The sequence below is a fragment of the Nocardia sp. CC227C genome (assembly GCF_030767025.1).
Classification (GTDB): Bacteria; Actinomycetota; Actinomycetes; order Mycobacteriales; family Mycobacteriaceae; genus Nocardia.
This window is the reverse complement of sequence record NZ_JASITE010000005.1, coordinates 454,273-470,159: the sequence shown is the minus strand read 5'-3', so window position 1 is coordinate 470,159 and position 15,887 is coordinate 454,273. Positions and strand designations below refer to the sequence as shown.

Sequence of the window (15,887 nt, the reverse complement as noted above, 5' to 3'; positions counted from 1 at the left end):
AGCTCGGATACTTCCAAAGCTTGCCCCCTTCAGTAGCGAGGCTAATGGCTATGGCTGGTTCAACCCTGGCGAGTAGAGCACTCGGACGTCTGCTCGCGCAGCATCGCACCCACGCCGGACTCACGAGGTATGCCGCAGCCCAGATCGTGGAGACCTCACAGCAAACGATCGGGCGTCTGGAAGACGGCCTGAAAACCAAAGTCCCCCAACTATGGATAAACGCGTTCTCTGACGCCTATGGGGTGGCAGATGAGGACCGCAGAGTAATGCTCGGGCTGGCTCAGGAACTCAACTCCGCGCAGAAGAACTGGTGGCGCGCCTATGCCGATGAGATGCGCCCGGGATTCGATCACTACATGGGATTGGAGGACGCCGCCCGCAAGGTCACCGCATGGAAGACCGCCATAGTTCCCGGCCTGCTCCAGACTCCCGCGTACCGCCGCGCGATGGCCTGGTTGGAGACGCCCGACATGCCTACCGGACAGGTGGAGAAACTGATCGAGGTCGCGGAGAAGCGGCAGTTACGGCTGCGTGATGCCGACTTCGAAGTGGATGTGATCCTGTGGGAAGCCGTGATCCGTGATCAGATCGGTGGCCGGGGCGTCATGGCCGAGCAACTCGAGCGGCTCATCGAGGTGAGTGAGCTGCCGAACGTCACCGTCCGAATGGTTTCTTTCGATGCGGCAGGACACCTGGGCTCCCGGGTGGGTTCATTCGTCTTGCTCGAGTTTCCCAAGCTGCCTGCCACCGGAATCGCTGAACCGCCTGTGATCTACGTGGAGGAATGGGCCGGAGACCTCTACCTCGAACGAGCGGCGGAAGTGACGCGTTATCGCGACGCGTTGGCCGAAATCAGCCGTGTAGCGTTGGATCCCGACACGACCAAGAAAATCGTGTCGGCGACGGCAAAGGAGTACCGCGCGTGAACGTCGACCTATCCGAGGCCGCGTGGTTCAAGAGTAGCCACAGCAGCGCGCAAGGTGAGTGTGTGGAGGTGACGCACCTTGCGGGCGGAGCAGTGGGCGTCCGGGACTCCAAGAACGCAACGGGTTCTGTGCTGGTCTTCGCTCCCGGCGAATGGGATGCCTTCGTATCCGGTGTGCAGGGCGGCGAGTTCGACAGCGGCCTCCGTTGACGTGCGCGGATGCTTGCTGGTCGCGGATTCGTCAGCGCAATGACTTCAGTCCCTGACCCGCGCCCGGAACCAGGCCGCTTGCTCGGCACTCATCGACGATGAAATGGCGATCACATCCCCGGCGCGGGTACCGCCGTGACGACATCGCTGTGTCTCAATGGTGTTCCGGTCCGAGAAGTTCTCGGCGAAGTCGGTGCCCAGGATCGCGGTGACCTGATCCGGGCTGGCCGTAGGCCCGACACCGAGGACCGTTCCGGACATGCGATCAGAACGGTGGGCGCTCCGAACCGTATCGGCACAGCCGCCGCTGCCGTGGGTGGTCCCGACCAAGTCGGAGTGGCGAATCCCGTCGCGGGTGCGCTGGTTTCGTCGGCCGGGTGGGATGTATGGCGTTCAGTTATCGGCGGTCAGAATCGAGAGATTCTGTCAGGTTTCGAAGTCGCCTTCAGTAATGTTCGAAGTCGTGTTCAGCGCATGCTGATCGCGGTGCGGTAGCGGTGCAGAATAGTCGTTTCATGCGGATCGGACGTGGTCGGCAGTGCGGCACGTTCCGAACCAATTACCTAGTTAGACACCGGTTTTGGCGTCCTCGGCCAGGCGGGCGGCGGCCTCGTTCAACTTGCCTGCGTCATAGCTGATCTGCGAGGTATCGAAGATCGAGACACTGCACGGCCCGTAACCGACCTTGATCTCGTCGTAACGCACCTGCCCGCCCTCCTCCGGCGGCAGCGACAGATCCACGCCATCGAAGTGCACGACCGTGACGGTGTGGGGGTGGAAGTCGAAATCGACATGGGTGTGATTGGTGATCGCACGAGCGAAACCACCAGCGCCGAAAGTGAATTCGTTGTGAAGCATCGTGATCCCCGCGCGGCCTAAGATGGCCTTGTGAAAATGAGAAAGATCGTCGCCACAGCTGCGCTCACCATCGGCGCCATGGCTATCACGGGGGGCACATCGTATGCGGCGCCGGAATCGAACGCACAGGATGTGCAGGCTGTTTCGCAGCTGTCCGGAGACCAGGGCGGTATCCACTACGACGTGGTTCGCTCCGATACGGACCAGACCGTCACCACCACCCTGACCGGGGGCACGTTCCAGCTCACCGACGCCGCGGTGAACATCCTCGACGGAAACGGCATCGTCACTTCCACGATGCCGCTCTCGGTGACCATCGGCGGCACCGATCAGGTGCTCTCGTTGAACCCCAGCATCGCTGACGACGGCGCCGCACTGGTCGCACACCCGACCGCCACCGCCGTCGCGGAGGGCACCGCCCAAACCGGCAGCGCCAGCGCGGCGGCTGGCGCGCTCATCGGGGGCATCTTCGGTCTCGTGGTCACCGTCATCAGCTTCGGTTTCGGGTTCATGGCGATACCCGCCGGGATCCTGCTCGGCGCGATGATCGGCGGGGCCAGCGGCTCCGGCACGCCGAGCAACACCCGGCCGTGCTACGTCCCCCCGAACACCAACCTGGCGTACTGCTACTGACCGCTGAGAGCCGTAAACCCCACCTCTCCATCGCTTTCGAGCCGGTGCCAGCTTCCGCTGGCACCGGCTCGAGCCGCTAGTCCGACGCCCGTATTCAGCTCGGCACTCAGGACACTCCGGGTGCTCTTCCTTCACGCGTGGCCATTGACCCGTGTTGGCATGCCCGCTCACGTCCATGTCGTCCGTAGATATCCCGCAGAGCGTCTCCACGCCGTCCCAAGGCGCTCGCTGCTCTTCGACTGTCATCTCACCGAGGTTGACACCATCGGCGTATTAGACCGCGTGTGCTTGCCCTACACGGAGCCAGACGACTCTCGCACGGGCCGCGTTGGCGAACCGAGACCTAACCTTGTACGCAGTGGCCCACTGCACCATCCACTGATGATAGCCGCATATACGCCAGAAGGCTCGAATGTCACTAGGTTTGGATCTTGAGCTCTAATTATTCTGTTTGCCACTCATTGACCATCGGGCAAGCGTCAACCCGTTTAGGTGTGTCTTTTGTCAGGTTTCGTGTTGTCCTGCACGCCGAGCAGGGTGGCCGCGCTGACACCGACCTGCACCAGCGCACGCCGCGCGGTCGGGGCGGGAGTGCGCGGGTCGCGGCGGGGATAGTCGGGCTGGTCGTGGCCGGGATAGCCGGGCTGGTCGCGGCGGGAACAGTCGGGAGTGTCGCAGCCGCAGGTGAGTTGGCCGCTGCCGTCGGCCAGCGCGACCAGGGCGTCGGCGCGACGCTGGTTCATCGTGCGCGGGTCCGCGGCACAACATTGCGTGATCGCCATCTCCCGCAGCCGTTCGTACAGTGTCCCCCCTCCGGCGGCGGGCAGCACCGCGTCGAGCAGCGCGGTGCCGTCATCGGCGGCGCGCACGGCGACGTAGCGTTCGCGTTCGGCGTCCTGGCGGCGGCGCGACTGCCCGGCCGGGTCGGTTTCGAGGAGTTTCTTACGGATGCCGCGCCGCAACCGGGCGGGATCACAGCGTTCGGCGCGGGCGACGACCGTTTCCTCCAACGCGGTCACGGTGTCGTCGGGTGTGTTGACCAGCGTGTCGTGAATCGCGCGTGCCCGTGCCAGGTCGATACGTCCGTGGGCGAAGGCGCGTCGAGTGACGGGTAGCCGCTGTAATCCCATCCCGAGGGCGATCAGCCCGTCGGCGCTGCGTTGGGAGACCCGTACCGCCACACCGATTTCGGTGGCCGCCGATTCCCCGGCATAGCGTGGCGCGACTCCGGCTTCGAGCTGTTGTGCCCGTCGTAGCCGGTACAGCCGTGTCATCAACGCGACTTCTTCGGCTTGGGCGGCGGCGATGTGCGCGTGGACCGCTCGCAGTCGTGCCACCAGTTCGTAGCTGGTGTCCTCGAAAGCCGACGCCGCAGCTCTGGTCACCGATTTCCGCGTGGCGACTCCCGTCGGATCATGCGTCCGCGAGGGCCTTCGAGCTACCCGCTTCGATCCCCTCACACCCTGCGCCGCACCGTGAGCGCCATCAGCCGCTCCGCGGTGTCACACGGATCGGCGGCGGACGACTGCACCCACCAGGTGACCGCACCCGAATCACTGGTGGTGACACCGCAGGCCGTCGGTTCGCCCGGCCGACGCTGCGAAAACCCTTGCAGGTCGGCATTGATGACTGGGGTGACCTCGTAGCCGAGTTCGCGCGCTGTCGCTTCCTCGCGTTCCACCGAACCGTTCTCCAACCACCCGAAGGTGAGGTCCACGCGCCCGCCGATGCGCCACATGCACACGGCTCCATGGAAATACATTTCCGAGCGGCCGGATTCGCCGACGGTCGCCATGATGTCGTCCGGCGGCACCGCCGTGCATTCGTGCAGCAGTTCGTCGAGGCGTCCGGGCGGCTGCGTGGGGGCGGGGGTCGTGGCGCGCGACCGGTCGAGGGTGAGGCGGGCCAGTGGGTGGAGTACCGCGCAATCCATGCCGGGGGCGAGGATGAGCCAGTGGAAGAAGTCCGCGCCGTCCTGGACCGCGGCCTGGCACAGGCTCGTGGCATTGGCGGTGAAGCCGTGGAAGCCGTCGATCGAGAAGTCCGCCACGGTCTTTCCGCCCACGGTGGCGATGGTGCGTTCGCGTTCGACGGGGCTGTCGCGGAACCAGGTGAACATGACCCGGCGGTCTCGGCCCGGAGACTCCCACACGCATTTGAGGCCGTTGCGGGCGACGGCGGTGAGGGTGGACAGGCCCGTGATGGCGCGGATGTCGTCGTCGCGAGCGCCGCCGCACTCGCCGAGGAAAGCCCCGGGAACAGCGGAGGAACGGGACGAATCCGGCTCCGGTGGGCTGTCTTTCGAGCAACCGGACAGCAGTCCGGCGATCAGTGTCGCCGTGGCGATCACAACGGTCTTCCGCACTCGTATCCCCCTCGCACCAGCCCTGCTCGCGGGTGACGGTGCGACCGCGCCGGGGGCCTTACTCCGGGATGCCCAGCAGCGCGGCCTGCACCTGCCGCAGCCGGTCCACGTCGCCGCGGATACCGGCCGCCGTGTCGTTGTAGAGGAAAGCTTCCAACAGCCGGATGAGAGTGTAGGCGAGCAGCTGCCGGTCCAGGATGGCGTGGTAGCCGTCCTCGTCCTCGGTGCGGGTGACGAGGTCCTCCACGGCGGCGACGGCCTTGGGCTGGACCGGTCCGTCGCTGGCCGTCAGCACCCGCAGGCCCACCAGGCGTTCGTTGTCCAGGTAGCGCTGGAGCGGCGCGCTCGCGGCCAGCCAGTGGTTGGTGCGGTCCAGGGCTTCCAGAATGCGATGTGCGCCAGTGGTTTTCCGGCGGCTGTCGGCCAGCCGCAGCAGGCTTTCGAACTCATCGGCCAGCACCGCGCCCATGAGTCCGTCCCGGGAGCCGAACCATCGGTAGATCGAGGCCCGGCTCAATCCGAGTTCGGCGGCCACGGCTTGCACGTCGACTCGCTCGCCCGCCAGGAAGGCCCGCCGGGCGAGTTCGACGACCTCCGCCCTGGTGGCCGAGGCCGGACGCCCGGGGGAGCGGGCGGGCTGCTGCCGAGTACTCATCGAGAAAATGATACGGCTTGTATCTCATGTATCTAACTCGGTGGTCGTCGCGCCCGCGGCGCGGGTTCAGCGCAGCGCGTTCGCGAGGGCGTTGCGCTCCACGCTGACGAAGGTGTCGTCGGCGGGCAGCAGCCACTCGGGGCCGACGAAGTACCGCTTCGCGCCCTCGTCCCCGAGCGCGAGATAGCGCAGCCAGGCCACCGCCACCCCCGCGGACCGATAGCGCGCGAGCCCGTCCACGGGCGAGAAATGGCTGACACCAAGGGCATTCGCGATCCAGGCCGGCGCGTGCCAGGTCAGGTTGTACTGCCACCAGCGCACCCACGCGACATCGGGAACCACGAAATCGTCGGAGCCGGTGAGGAACAGCGTCGGCACCCCGACCGACGCGCCGAGGGCGAGCGGACCCGGCTGGATGGCCAGCACTCCGGCGACCCGCAGCCCCGGATCGACGAGCCCGGCGATTCCGGGGAACAGCGCGCCCGCCTGCAAGGCCGCCTGACCGCCGCCCGAATGCCCGGCGAATACCGTGCGCCCGAGGTCGATACGGTTGTGCAGCGGCGAGTTCGGGTCCCGGTGCGCGGCCACCGCCGCCGCCAACCCCAGGGCCGGAACGTGAATCAGGGAGTTGAAGAACTCGTAGGGGATCACGACCACGAATCCGTGACTCACCCACTGCCGCGCCATGGCGTCGTACATGCCGGGATTGGCGTGGTAGCCGGGCGTCATGACGATGAGCGGTGCGCCGGGCAGCTCGGCGATATCGGCCGGGTGGTAGACGTTCACGCCGACGGGCGAGTCGAGCCCGTTCGGAAACGCCCGCGTGCAGGTGAGCTCGTCGCGATTGCCCAGGGCGTGGACCGCGAGCTGCTGCAGCGTGCCCCACACCGATTCGCGGCACGGATCGACACGCACCGTCGTGGCCACCGCATGCGGGCCCGCGGTGTTGAACAGGCTCTGGACGGTCGGTGCGGGTGTCTGCGCCGGTTCCCGCGCCGTCACGGGTCCGGCGGTCCCGCACACGGCCGCCGTGACCACCGCCAGTGCCGCGATCGCGCGCGGTACCGCCGCGGCCGGCGTCCGGGCATGAATCGCCCGGCGCGAGGCCCGCATCGTCGTGGTCCCCGTCAGACCGGCCCCGGCCGGCCTGACCAGCCGTGCTCGTCCGCCATGTGTTCGCGGTGCCGGCCTGCGCGGATCGCGTCCGGGCAGCCCGGTCCACGGGAGCAGGATTCGTCCGGCCGAGGCCCTCCACATCGAGGTCCCTCCCTTGTCTCGATTCGCCCCGGCGACCGGTGCGGGGAACCGCTCGACCGCGCTCACGGCGACGTGCGTCCACCTTCCCGCGCCTCCGGGTCGCCCGCATTGTTCGGCCACACAGCCCGCACCCGCCTCCGATGTGGCCGTACCCATTGGGCCGCGCCTCCCGCGGTCGCAGAATATGAGCCGGACCGAGGAGGAGATTCGATGAGCCTGCGAACCATCACCGCGGCACTGGCGGGCGTCGCCGCGACGGTGCTGTCCCTGACGACCGCGACGGCCGCCCCGGCCGACGGCGGCGCGGAGTACGTCGCGCTCGGCGATTCGGGCGCGGCCACCACCGGTGTGGTCAATGTCGATATTTCCGCACCCCTGGCCTGCGTGCGCTCCACCACCAACTACCCGCACCTGGTCGCCGCGCAGCTGGGCCTGCGGCTGGACGACCGGACCTGCAGCTCCGCCCGGCTCCCGCATCTCACCCAGTCCCAATCGGCCGGTGTGCCACCGCAATTGGACGCACTCGGTCCCGGCACCCGCCTGGTGACCCTGCACATCGGCGCGAACGACGCCCGGTTCACCGCCCACCTGGTGGACTGCTACCTGGCCGCGGCGCGCGGCGGCTGCGCCGCGACCCCCGACGGCTGGGACGCCGATATCGACGCCGTCGCCGCACCCTATGCCGCCGCCCTGCGCGAGATCGCGCGCCGCGCGCCGCATGCCGCGATCGTGGTCGACGGCTGGCCGCGCTACCTGCGCGACGGCGGCTGCCCGGAGACGCTGGGTCTGGCCCCCGGCGATGCCGCCTACATCCAATCCAAGTTCGAGCGCCTGAATGCGGTGGTGGCTCGCGAGGCCGCGGCCGTCGGCGCTCTCTACGTGGACACCGTCGCCGCCTCGGCGGGGCGTGACGCCTGCGCGCCCGCGGGGGTGCGCTGGTTCGATCCGCTGCTTGCCACCGAGACGCTGGTGCCCTACCACCCGACGGTGCAGGGCATGCGCGGGGTGGCCGACCTGGTGGTCGCGGCCGTGCGGGACGCCGGAGTCCCGACCCCCTGATTGACATCACCTGCCATCAGTTCATACTTGCGGGTATGAGTGACAACGAAGTCGGGACCGCCACCCCACCGCTGGCAGATGTGATCAACGGCGCGCTGGAATTCACCATTCCGGCCGCTCACCGCATGGGAGTGCGCGCCCTCGAAGTACGGCCCGGCTTCGCGGCCACCACCGTGCCCGCCGAGGGCAACGCCAACCACTTCGGCGCGATCTACGCCGGGGTGCTCTTCACCGTGGCCGAGATCCTCGGCGGTGCCATCGCCATCGCCAGCTTCGACAGCGCGGAGTACTACCCCCTGGTCAAGGACCTGCGGATCGCCTTCCGCAAGCCCGCCCGCACCGACGTGCGCGCCGAGGCCACCCTCGCCGAGGAGGAGATCGCCCGCATCGCCGCCGAGGCCGCCACCAACGGCAAATCCGACTTCACCCTGCGCGCGGTGGTCACCGACGCCGACGGTGTGCTGGTCGCCGAGACCGAGGGTCTGTACCAGCTGCGCGCCCACGGCAGGTAGCCGCCGCGCCGGGTCCGTCGTGCGGCGGTCTCCGGCTCGGGGGCGGGCCGCCTGCTCGGCGGGGCGGCCCGTTCGCCATACCGGGGCTCGCTCGCGTCGGCGGACGGTTCGCCGCCGCTGCGGAATCGCTCGTACGTGGGTGCAGTTCCATTCGGCTGGAATGTGGGCATTCACCGGGCTCGTTCGCCAGGATGGGGGCATGGATCGGTTTCTGGTGCTGCACGACTACGGAATCAGCCGGGCCTGGTGGTGGGTGCGGGCGCGCTCACCCCGGGAGATCCTCGAGACCTTCGCCGAGGTCGAGGTGGTCGACGACGAGGAATTGCTGGAGCAGGCGCGGCATCTGCATCTCGACGAGAGCGCGGTGGACGGCGAGGACCTGCCACCCGGCCTGCGCGACCTGCGTGAACAGCGGCGGTCGCAGCGCGCGCGGCCCGGGTTCGGCGCGCTGGTCGGGCGGGGCATCGTGCATCTGCGCCAGAGCGAGGGCGCGTTCGTCGCCCTGATGGAGCTGGGGCCCGACGGGCACCGACTACGCGAGGTGGCCATTGCCGGTGACGGCACCGTGCTGCGCACCGGTGCGGACGAATGGCCCGCGCATCCGCCCGTCGACCTCTACGACCCGGAACTGGCGTGGCAGACCATCAGCCGCGACGAATTCGAATTCGCCTGGGCGGCTGCCGGATCCGACGACGACGCCTGATTCAGGCGCAGACATTGTCGCGCACGCAGGCCAGCAGCAGCTGGGTGATGTCGGCCCGCGGCGGTGTGGTCGACCGGGGCTGGGCGGCCAGCGGGATCCGCTCGAAGTCCGCGGTGTGCGCCGCGCCGAGTTCGGTCGCGGAGCGGAATCCATAACGCTTCCAAGCGATCTCTTGAATGCGGGGATCCCGCAGCGCGGTCACCAGCCGACGGGCGTCGGCGGTGAGGGTCAGCACGGGATTGCTGTTGAAGATGGTGGGGTCCGGGTAGAGCAGCCGGGTGCCCGCCAGCAGCGCCTCGGTGGCGGAGCTGTTATCGCGGTAGGCGACCAGCTGCTGGAGTATCTGGTTCTCGTATCCGGCGTAGAGCGTGGCGGCGCCCTGGATGAGCCACTCCCGGAAGCCGCCGTCGGAGCTGTCCGCCTGGAGCCCCTGCGCGTCGTAGAGCCCGCGCACGATGGGCAGACCGGTCTGGGCCTCGGCGACGGTGGGCGGCTGGAAGATGTCACCGGAGGCGATGACGGTCAGTTCCAGTTGCAGCAGTGTGAATCCCGAGTTGGACGTCGCCGGATCGGTGCTGGTGATGCGAATCGGGCCCGCTATGTGCTGCGCCCCGAGCACCTCCCACTTCTGTTTGGGCAGCACGTAGTCCAGCAGCAGACGCTTGAAATCGATGATGTAGTACGAATTCTCGCGCTGTTCCACGATTCCGGCGCGCAGCAGCGCATCGGTGGCCGCCGCGCCCGCGTAGATCACCTCCGGTGTCTCCAGCACCGACTCGGCCTGATAGTCCGGGAAATCGGCGGTGTCGTGCGAACTCTCGAAGACGCTGGTGGCGCTGGCCGACGCGGGCCACAGGCAGTCGATGCCCTGCTCGCGCAGTTGCCGCGTGGGTACCTGCACCAAGTCGTAGGAACCGCGCTCGTCGAAGCGCACCCGCAGCCCGAACTCCTCGCGCAACAGGTCCCGGACCTCGGTATCGGCCATCAGCGCGGATTTCTCGGAGCCGCCCAGGCAGGTGATCGAGGTGGCCTCGGCCGGGGCGCGGTCGGTGTCGCGAATCACGTGGACGCCCACGGCGATCGCCACCACGGCGACCACGACGGCGATGAGCAGCGGTAGGCGGGATCCGGTCATCGGTCCTCCCTCGGGGGCAGCTGGGGCGGATTCATGAGTTCGAGATGCGCCAGGTCCCGGAAGAACGTCACCAGGTCGGCCTCACCGACCTGGGCGGCGGCATGCGCGGCGAAGGTCTCGAAACCGACGAGCGCGCGGCGGCTGCGGGCCAGCAGCTCCTCCGCATCCCGGTAGGAGCCGCGGTGCTCCTGGATCTCCACATGCCGTTCCAGCGTCGATTCCACGCTGACCAGGTAGTCGAGCAGCCGGTTCGAGGTCATGGGCAGACTCGCCGGATCGGCCTTCTCGGTGCGTTCCAGCAGCCGCGGAACCGTATCGCAGGCCCGCAGCAGCGAGGCGCGGGTCTCGGCATCGGCGACCCGGGCGGCCAGCGCCGCCACCCGGCGATTGGTGTCGGCCACCCGCCGCGCCAGCCGCCGCCGCCCCGCCACACCCGATATCGACTGTGCGGCAAGGGCGGTGAGCACCGCCGCGCCCACCGCCACCAGGGCCGCGCCGAGCGCGGTGCCGAGCAGTGCGTAGAGGCCGAGGAACACGGCGACGAGGACTGCCAATGCCGCGATGGCTGCGCTGTTGCCCGGCACCGTCGCCCCCTACCGATATCCGGTCGCCTGGCGCAGCGCCGCGACCATATCGTCGGAGGTGAGGTAGGAGCCGCCGGTACGCTGCGCGATCTCCCGCAGCGCGTCCTCCTTGACGTCGGAGCCGAATCCGATGACCACCACCGGGATTCCGGTGCGGGCCACGGTGTCCAGTCCGTCGCCGCCCTCGGTGTCGGCCCCGTCGGTCATCAGGATGATCAGTTGTTTGCGGTCCGGTTCGGCCGGTCCGCTGAACTGGTCGGCGGCCGCGGACAGACACCGGTAGATGCCGGTTTGGCCGCGCGGCTTGCTGTAGTGCACGGCATCGCGCAGCTGCTCGAGTTCGCCCGCCGCATTGCCGCGGATCCACGGGGTTGCGTGTGTGTCCTGGTCGAACAACAGGATGGCGGTGCGGTCCTTCGGTCCGGTCTGGAGCAGGTATTTCTTCGATTCCACGGGGTCGAAGAGCAGATCGGCGGCGCGCCGCACCCCCGCCCACCCCTCGTTGCCCGCCATGCTGCTGGAGGCGTCGATGCAGTAGACCAGGTCGGTGGGGGTGCGGTAGACGGTCTGGTAGTTCTCCAGAGCGGCGTTGATGACCGGTGCGGACGGATAGGTGATGGGCTGCTCGGTGAGGGTGGCGCGAATCCCCCAAGCCGGGTCGAACGCCGTGGTGGGAGCATCGGGCAGGGACAGGCCGATACTGGTGATGGGCCGTCGTCCCAGCTCCGCCAGCCGCCGCTGGGTGTCGGCGTCGAGCAGGAAATCCTGGAGGCGCTGGAAGTTGCGCAGCTTCTCCGGATTGTCGCCGTGCGGCAGGAATCCCAGCGGCGCGTCCGAGATGGCCAGGACGCCCGCCGGATAGATGACGTGCAGCGGCTCCTGACCGCTGCGCACCAGCTCCTGATTGCGCTCGATCACCAGATCCTCATAGGTGAACAGCGTCTTGCACCGCTGCGGCGCGGCCAGGCATTCGTCCATGAGCAGGCCGGTGGACGGCGGCGTCTTGGCGAACGCGCGGGCGAAGCGGGTGATGCCCGCACGCACCGGTTCGGAGTCGAGCTGTTCGCGGGTGAGCGGCTCGCCCGGACCGTTGCCCGCGAAATAGTTGAGGAAGCCCAGCAGAACCGTTGCCCCGGAGTTGGATTGGGTCGGATTGGTCATCCACGCGGTGGTCCGCTTCGTTTCGACCGCGGCGAGGATCTCCTCGATGCCGACGTCGCGGCCGGTGAAGCCCAAGGCGTCCAGTTCCGCTCGGCGGCCCGCGAACACCAGCGGGGTACCGAACATGGGCCGTGCCTCCCGCAGCCGATGCCCGGTGTCGCCGAGTTGCTGGAATACGCTGCTGGCGAACCAGAACGCGTCGTAGGGCGCATCGCCGCCGTCGAGCAACCGCGCCTGATCGACCGATCCGAGCCTGGTCATGGTGCAGGTCAGCCCCTGCTCCGCACACCACGGCCGCACGATCCGCTCGAATACCGCCTCATGTTCGGAACCCGCCACGATATTCAGCACGTTCGCACGGTCGTCGTAGCTGGTGATCGGCCCGGTCTCCGGCTCGTCCGCACATCCGGCCACCGTCGCGGCCACTGTGATCAACGCGGCGGCAAGCACTTTCACGTACCGGTAGGTCACTGGCGATACCTCCCCCTCGCTGACGCGATCAAAGCACGGGACGGCTCGCGGCGGGTGAACGATCGATGACGGGTGGGAGAAACCTCATCGGCCGGTGCGGGCCGCTCGACAGCGGTGGGTGGCACGGGCAAGCTGGGGTGGGTTGCGCGATCGGTTGCCGCGAGTACGCTCATTAATGAGTGCACTCACTGATAGGCAGGGAGGTGCGACATGGTTCACTCGCCTCGGGCAGCCCAGGCCGGGCGGCGAGCTCGGAAGATGCTGGACAAGCAGGACCGCATCTTCGAAGCGGCCGCACATCTTTTCGCCGAATACGGTTTCGAGCGGGTGACCACGCAGCAGATCTCCGATCGCGCGGATATCGCCGCCGGGACGCTGTTCCGGTACGCGGCGTCCAAGGGGGAATTGCTGCTCATGGTCTACAACGAGGAGTTCCGGGCGGCGCTGGCCGCCGGGGAGCGGGTGGCGCGGGAGCTGGCCGAGCCCGTGGCGGCCGTCACCGCGCTGGTGCGCCCGGTGCTGGACCTCGCCGCGCGCCGGGCCGAGAACACCATTGCCTACCAGCGGGAACTGCTGTTCGGGCCGCCCACCGAGAAGTACCGCGCCGAGGGGCTCGCCCTCGTGCAGCGGCTCGAATCCACCATCGCCGACCTACTCGCGGCATCGGCCCGATCGCGCGGGGCCGAGCCGCCGGACCTGGACGAGCGGGCCGAACTGGCCGGGCGCAGCGTCTTCGCCGTACTGCATCTGGCGCTCGCACAGCCCGCCACGGGCGCTCATCCGGGTCATGACGCCGCCGCGGACCTGCGGGGGCAGATCGCGCAGATCGTCGCCGGATTCCTGGCGCGGAAAGGAGAGCAATGAGCATCGAGATTCGCAAGGTCACCGTGCTGGGCACCGGAGTGCTGGGTTCGCAGATCGCCTTCCAGACGGCATTCAGCGGGTTCGACGTCACCGCCTACGACATCGACGGTGAGGCACTGGACGCGGCGCGCGAACGGTTCGCCAAGCTGGCGGGCATCTACCGCTCCGATGTACAGGGCGGTGGCGACGGCAGGGCCGAGCAGACAGCCGAATCCATCACGCTCACCTCGGATCTGGACGAAGCGGTACACGACGCCGACCTGGTGATCGAGGCGGTGCCCGAGGTGCTGTCCATCAAGCAGCAGACCTACGAGAAGCTGGGCGCGCTCGCACCCGAGCGCACCGTCTTCGCCACCAACTCCTCCACGCTGCTGCCCAGCGCCATGAAGGATTTCACCGGGCGGCCGGACAGGTTCCTCGCCCTGCACTTCGCCAACCAGGTGTGGAAGTCCAACACCGCCGAGGTCATGGGCACCACCGACACCGACCCCGCGGTCTTCCGGGCGGTGGTCGACTTCGCCGCGGCCATCGGCATGGTCCCCATCGAATTGCACAAGGAGAAGGCCGGTTACGTCCTCAACTCGCTGCTGGTGCCGTTCCTCAACTCCGGAATGGCCCTCGCCGCGGGCGGATACGCCGAACCCGAGGCCGTCGACAAGACCTGGCGCATCGCGACCGGCGCACCCATGGGCCCGTTCCAGATCCTGGACGTCATCGGCCTCACCACCCCCTACAACATCCTCGCCAACGGCGACGAGAACGGCCAGCAGCTGGCGAAGTGGTTGAAGGACAACTACATCGACAAGGGCAAGCTCGGCATCGCCACCGGCGAGGGCTTCTACAAGTACTAGCGCGGGCTCGGTTCGGATCCCTCAACTCGGGTCCATCGCGCCGCCGTGGTAGCGGGACGCGGCATTCCACAGGAAGAAGCTGTCGATGCCGCGGGCCGCGGTGGCCTCGATCTGGGCGCGGACCTCGGCGTCGCCGTAGGTGACGCCGAGGCTGAAGTCCTGGAGCCAGGGGATGACCTTGGCATCGGTGCCCTCCACCTGGCGGTGGAAGTCCTCCAGCGAGCGGAAGATGATGTCGTAGGGCTGGGCATTGGGATTGGCCACGCCGTACTCGCCCGGATTCCAGTGCGAGGGGTAGAGCATCGGCGCGACGTAGTCCACGTGCGGAGCCATCAGCCGGATGTCCTGGGCGATCTGGTCGGGGCGGGTGGAGGCGATGCCGAATACCGCGGCGCTCTGGTACGCGCCCGCGTCCCGCACGGGAGCGCGGCTCTCGCGCAGGAATTCGGCGATGGAGACGCTGGCGTCCTCGGTCAGGCCGGGGAAGGCCATGCTGGACAGGGAGCCGTCGGGGCGGCGCACGTAGTCGTACATGACCTCGTCGAAGCCCAGCCGCGCGGCCTCCACCGCCAGATCGATGTTGTACCTGCGGATCTCCGGGTGGGCGAAGTTCGTGAACGCGATGGCCCCGTAATGACTGGAGTACGGCGCGCCGCCGCCGTTCTGGATCACCCAGTCGCGGCGACCGTGGTGCCAGGCCCACTCCGCCATGGTCGGGTCGCGGAAGGCCACGATCCGGCCGACCACCCGCAATCCCATGTCGTGCAGCGTCTTCAGGGCCGCCGGAGCGTCGTAGATGGGGTTGGCCGCGCCCGACTCCCGGGCCAGCGGCACCTGGGAGTCGTAGCCGACGACGCCGTCCTCGTCCTTGATATCGAGCTGCACGGTGTCGATCCGGCCCTCGCGCGCCAGATTCAGCACCGCCTCCCGCAATCCGTCGTGCGACCAGGCGTGCGCGGTTACGTGCACCGCGCGAATCCGCGGCACCTCCACCCGGGTGGTGACGGGCTGCCTGGTCTCGTTGCCCGCGGCGTCGGCGGCCACCAGCGCCGCGCCGACCGGGGCGTTGGGCAGGGTGACTTCGAAGGTGCCGTCGTCGGCCACCTCGATCGGCTCCCCCTCCAGGGTGAGACTTTCCGCGCCGGAGACCGTGCCGCGCAGGGTCACCGGTTCGCGGTAGGACCCGACCGATTCGGGCTGGGAGACCTCGAGCGCCGGCGGCTGTGCGTCAACCAGGAAGGTGCCCGTCGCACCCGGTCCGGTGCGCAGCGCACCGAACGGCCCGCCCGGCGGGATCTCGGCGGTCAGGGTGTGCGTGCCGTCGGCGAGCTCACCCGGCCGGAACACCACGGTGTCGCCGGACACCTCGCCGGTGACCGTCTTCCCGTCGAGTTCGAGCCGCACCGCCTCGGCGTCGTGCCCGCTGGCGTCCACCACCAGCGTCAGGTCTCGCAGCGCCTCGGCGTTCACGACCCCGTCGGGAAGTCCGTTGAGCGCCATGCCCTCCGGGTCACCGCGCAGCGCCCCCGCCGTGAGCGCGGCGACAACGACCACCACCACCGCGATCGCGCCGCCCGCCGCCGCCCGCATCCGTCCGGTCCGCGGAATCCGCTTCAGCAACCTGTACACCCACTCTCGTTCGAT

The 15,887-nt window shown here is 68.4% G+C and carries 17 protein-coding genes; 8 read left to right on the top strand and 9 right to left on the bottom strand.

The window, feature by feature from the left end:
- Positions 1 to 50: 50 nt before the first annotated feature.
- Together QMO76_RS13235 and QMO76_RS13230 are read left to right on the top strand one after the other, a co-directional pair.
- The gene (locus tag QMO76_RS13235; RefSeq protein WP_306361543.1) at positions 51 to 926 is read left to right on the top strand and encodes a helix-turn-helix transcriptional regulator; all 876 of its coding nucleotides are present in this window, start codon (positions 51 to 53) and stop codon (positions 924 to 926) included.
- Positions 923 to 1,135 (top strand): DUF397 domain-containing protein, encoded by a 213-nt coding sequence (locus QMO76_RS13230; protein WP_306361542.1) that lies wholly within the window; start codon positions 923 to 925, stop codon positions 1,133 to 1,135. Before QMO76_RS13235 ends, QMO76_RS13230 begins: the two co-directional genes overlap by 4 nt.
- 567 nt (positions 1,136 to 1,702) lie before the next feature.
- On the opposite strand, the gene QMO76_RS13225 is transcribed toward QMO76_RS13230, so the two are convergent.
- A complete protein-coding gene (locus QMO76_RS13225; protein WP_306361541.1) occupies positions 1,703 to 2,170 on the bottom strand; it encodes a hypothetical protein in 468 nt (155 codons plus the stop codon).
- Positions 2,171 to 2,176: 6 nt separating this feature from the next.
- Between QMO76_RS13225 and QMO76_RS13220 the strand changes: the two genes are divergently transcribed.
- Positions 2,177 to 2,626 carry a hypothetical protein gene (locus QMO76_RS13220; protein WP_306361540.1) on the top strand — a complete coding sequence of 150 codons (450 nt, stop codon included), beginning with the start codon at positions 2,177 to 2,179 and terminating at the stop codon, positions 2,624 to 2,626.
- A gap of 488 nt (positions 2,627 to 3,114) precedes the next feature.
- Here QMO76_RS13220 and QMO76_RS13215 read toward each other — a convergent pair whose 3' ends face one another.
- The 4 genes from QMO76_RS13215 to QMO76_RS13200 form a co-directional block, all read right to left on the bottom strand.
- Positions 3,115 to 4,011 (bottom strand): DUF222 domain-containing protein, encoded by an 897-nt coding sequence (locus QMO76_RS13215; protein WP_306361539.1) that lies wholly within the window; start codon positions 4,009 to 4,011, stop codon positions 3,115 to 3,117.
- A 71-nt stretch (positions 4,012 to 4,082) separates the two neighbouring features.
- Positions 4,083 to 4,991 (bottom strand): DUF3558 family protein, encoded by a 909-nt coding sequence (locus tag QMO76_RS13210; protein ID WP_306361538.1) that lies wholly within the window; start codon positions 4,989 to 4,991, stop codon positions 4,083 to 4,085.
- 58 nt (positions 4,992 to 5,049) lie between these two features.
- On the bottom strand, positions 5,050 to 5,646 hold the full coding sequence (locus QMO76_RS13205; protein ID WP_306361537.1) for a QsdR family transcriptional regulator: 597 nt from the start codon (positions 5,644 to 5,646) through the stop codon (positions 5,050 to 5,052).
- A gap of 66 nt (positions 5,647 to 5,712) precedes the next feature.
- On the bottom strand, positions 5,713 to 6,759 hold the full coding sequence (locus QMO76_RS13200; RefSeq protein WP_306361536.1) for an alpha/beta hydrolase: 1,047 nt from the start codon (positions 6,757 to 6,759) through the stop codon (positions 5,713 to 5,715).
- A 354-nt stretch (positions 6,760 to 7,113) separates the two neighbouring features.
- Between QMO76_RS13200 and QMO76_RS13195 the strand changes: the two genes are divergently transcribed.
- The 3 genes from QMO76_RS13195 to QMO76_RS13185 all read left to right on the top strand — a co-directional run bounded on the left by QMO76_RS13195 (position 7,114) and on the right by QMO76_RS13185 (position 9,177).
- On the top strand, positions 7,114 to 7,962 hold the full coding sequence (locus QMO76_RS13195) for an SGNH/GDSL hydrolase family protein (protein WP_306361535.1): 849 nt from the start codon (positions 7,114 to 7,116) through the stop codon (positions 7,960 to 7,962).
- Between the two features lie 35 nt (positions 7,963 to 7,997).
- Positions 7,998 to 8,474, top strand: coding sequence for a PaaI family thioesterase (locus QMO76_RS13190; RefSeq protein WP_306361534.1), 477 nt, complete (start codon positions 7,998 to 8,000; stop codon positions 8,472 to 8,474).
- A 199-nt stretch (positions 8,475 to 8,673) separates the two neighbouring features.
- Entirely contained in the window at positions 8,674 to 9,177 is a 504-nt protein-coding gene (locus QMO76_RS13185; protein ID WP_306361533.1) for a hypothetical protein, read from the top strand.
- Between the two features lies 1 nt (position 9,178).
- On the opposite strand, the gene QMO76_RS13180 is transcribed toward QMO76_RS13185, so the two are convergent.
- The 3 genes from QMO76_RS13180 to QMO76_RS13170 are packed head-to-tail and all read right to left on the bottom strand — an operon-like array spanning position 9,179 to position 12,528.
- Entirely contained in the window at positions 9,179 to 10,312 is a 1,134-nt protein-coding gene (locus tag QMO76_RS13180) for a hypothetical protein (RefSeq protein ID WP_306361532.1), read from the bottom strand.
- Positions 10,309 to 10,896: a hypothetical protein gene (locus QMO76_RS13175; RefSeq protein ID WP_306361531.1), complete on the bottom strand. Its 588-nt coding sequence runs from the start codon at positions 10,894 to 10,896 to the stop codon at positions 10,309 to 10,311. The genes QMO76_RS13180 and QMO76_RS13175 overlap by 4 nt, the downstream gene beginning before the upstream one ends.
- A gap of 9 nt (positions 10,897 to 10,905) precedes the next feature.
- A complete protein-coding gene (locus QMO76_RS13170) occupies positions 10,906 to 12,528 on the bottom strand; it encodes a VWA domain-containing protein (RefSeq protein ID WP_306361530.1) in 1,623 nt (540 codons plus the stop codon).
- Between the two features lie 210 nt (positions 12,529 to 12,738).
- Here QMO76_RS13170 and QMO76_RS13165 point away from each other — a divergent pair, with 210 nt between their 5' ends.
- Together QMO76_RS13165 and QMO76_RS13160 are read left to right on the top strand one after the other, a co-directional pair.
- A complete protein-coding gene (locus QMO76_RS13165; RefSeq protein WP_306361529.1) occupies positions 12,739 to 13,392 on the top strand; it encodes a TetR/AcrR family transcriptional regulator in 654 nt (217 codons plus the stop codon).
- Positions 13,389 to 14,243 (top strand): 3-hydroxyacyl-CoA dehydrogenase, encoded by an 855-nt coding sequence (locus QMO76_RS13160; RefSeq protein ID WP_306361528.1) that lies wholly within the window; start codon positions 13,389 to 13,391, stop codon positions 14,241 to 14,243. Before QMO76_RS13165 ends, QMO76_RS13160 begins: the two co-directional genes overlap by 4 nt.
- Before the next feature lie 21 nt (positions 14,244 to 14,264).
- Here QMO76_RS13160 and QMO76_RS13155 read toward each other — a convergent pair whose 3' ends face one another.
- A complete protein-coding gene (locus QMO76_RS13155) occupies positions 14,265 to 15,872 on the bottom strand; it encodes a putative glycoside hydrolase (RefSeq protein WP_306361527.1) in 1,608 nt (535 codons plus the stop codon).
- Positions 15,873 to 15,887: the final 15 nt, after the last annotated feature.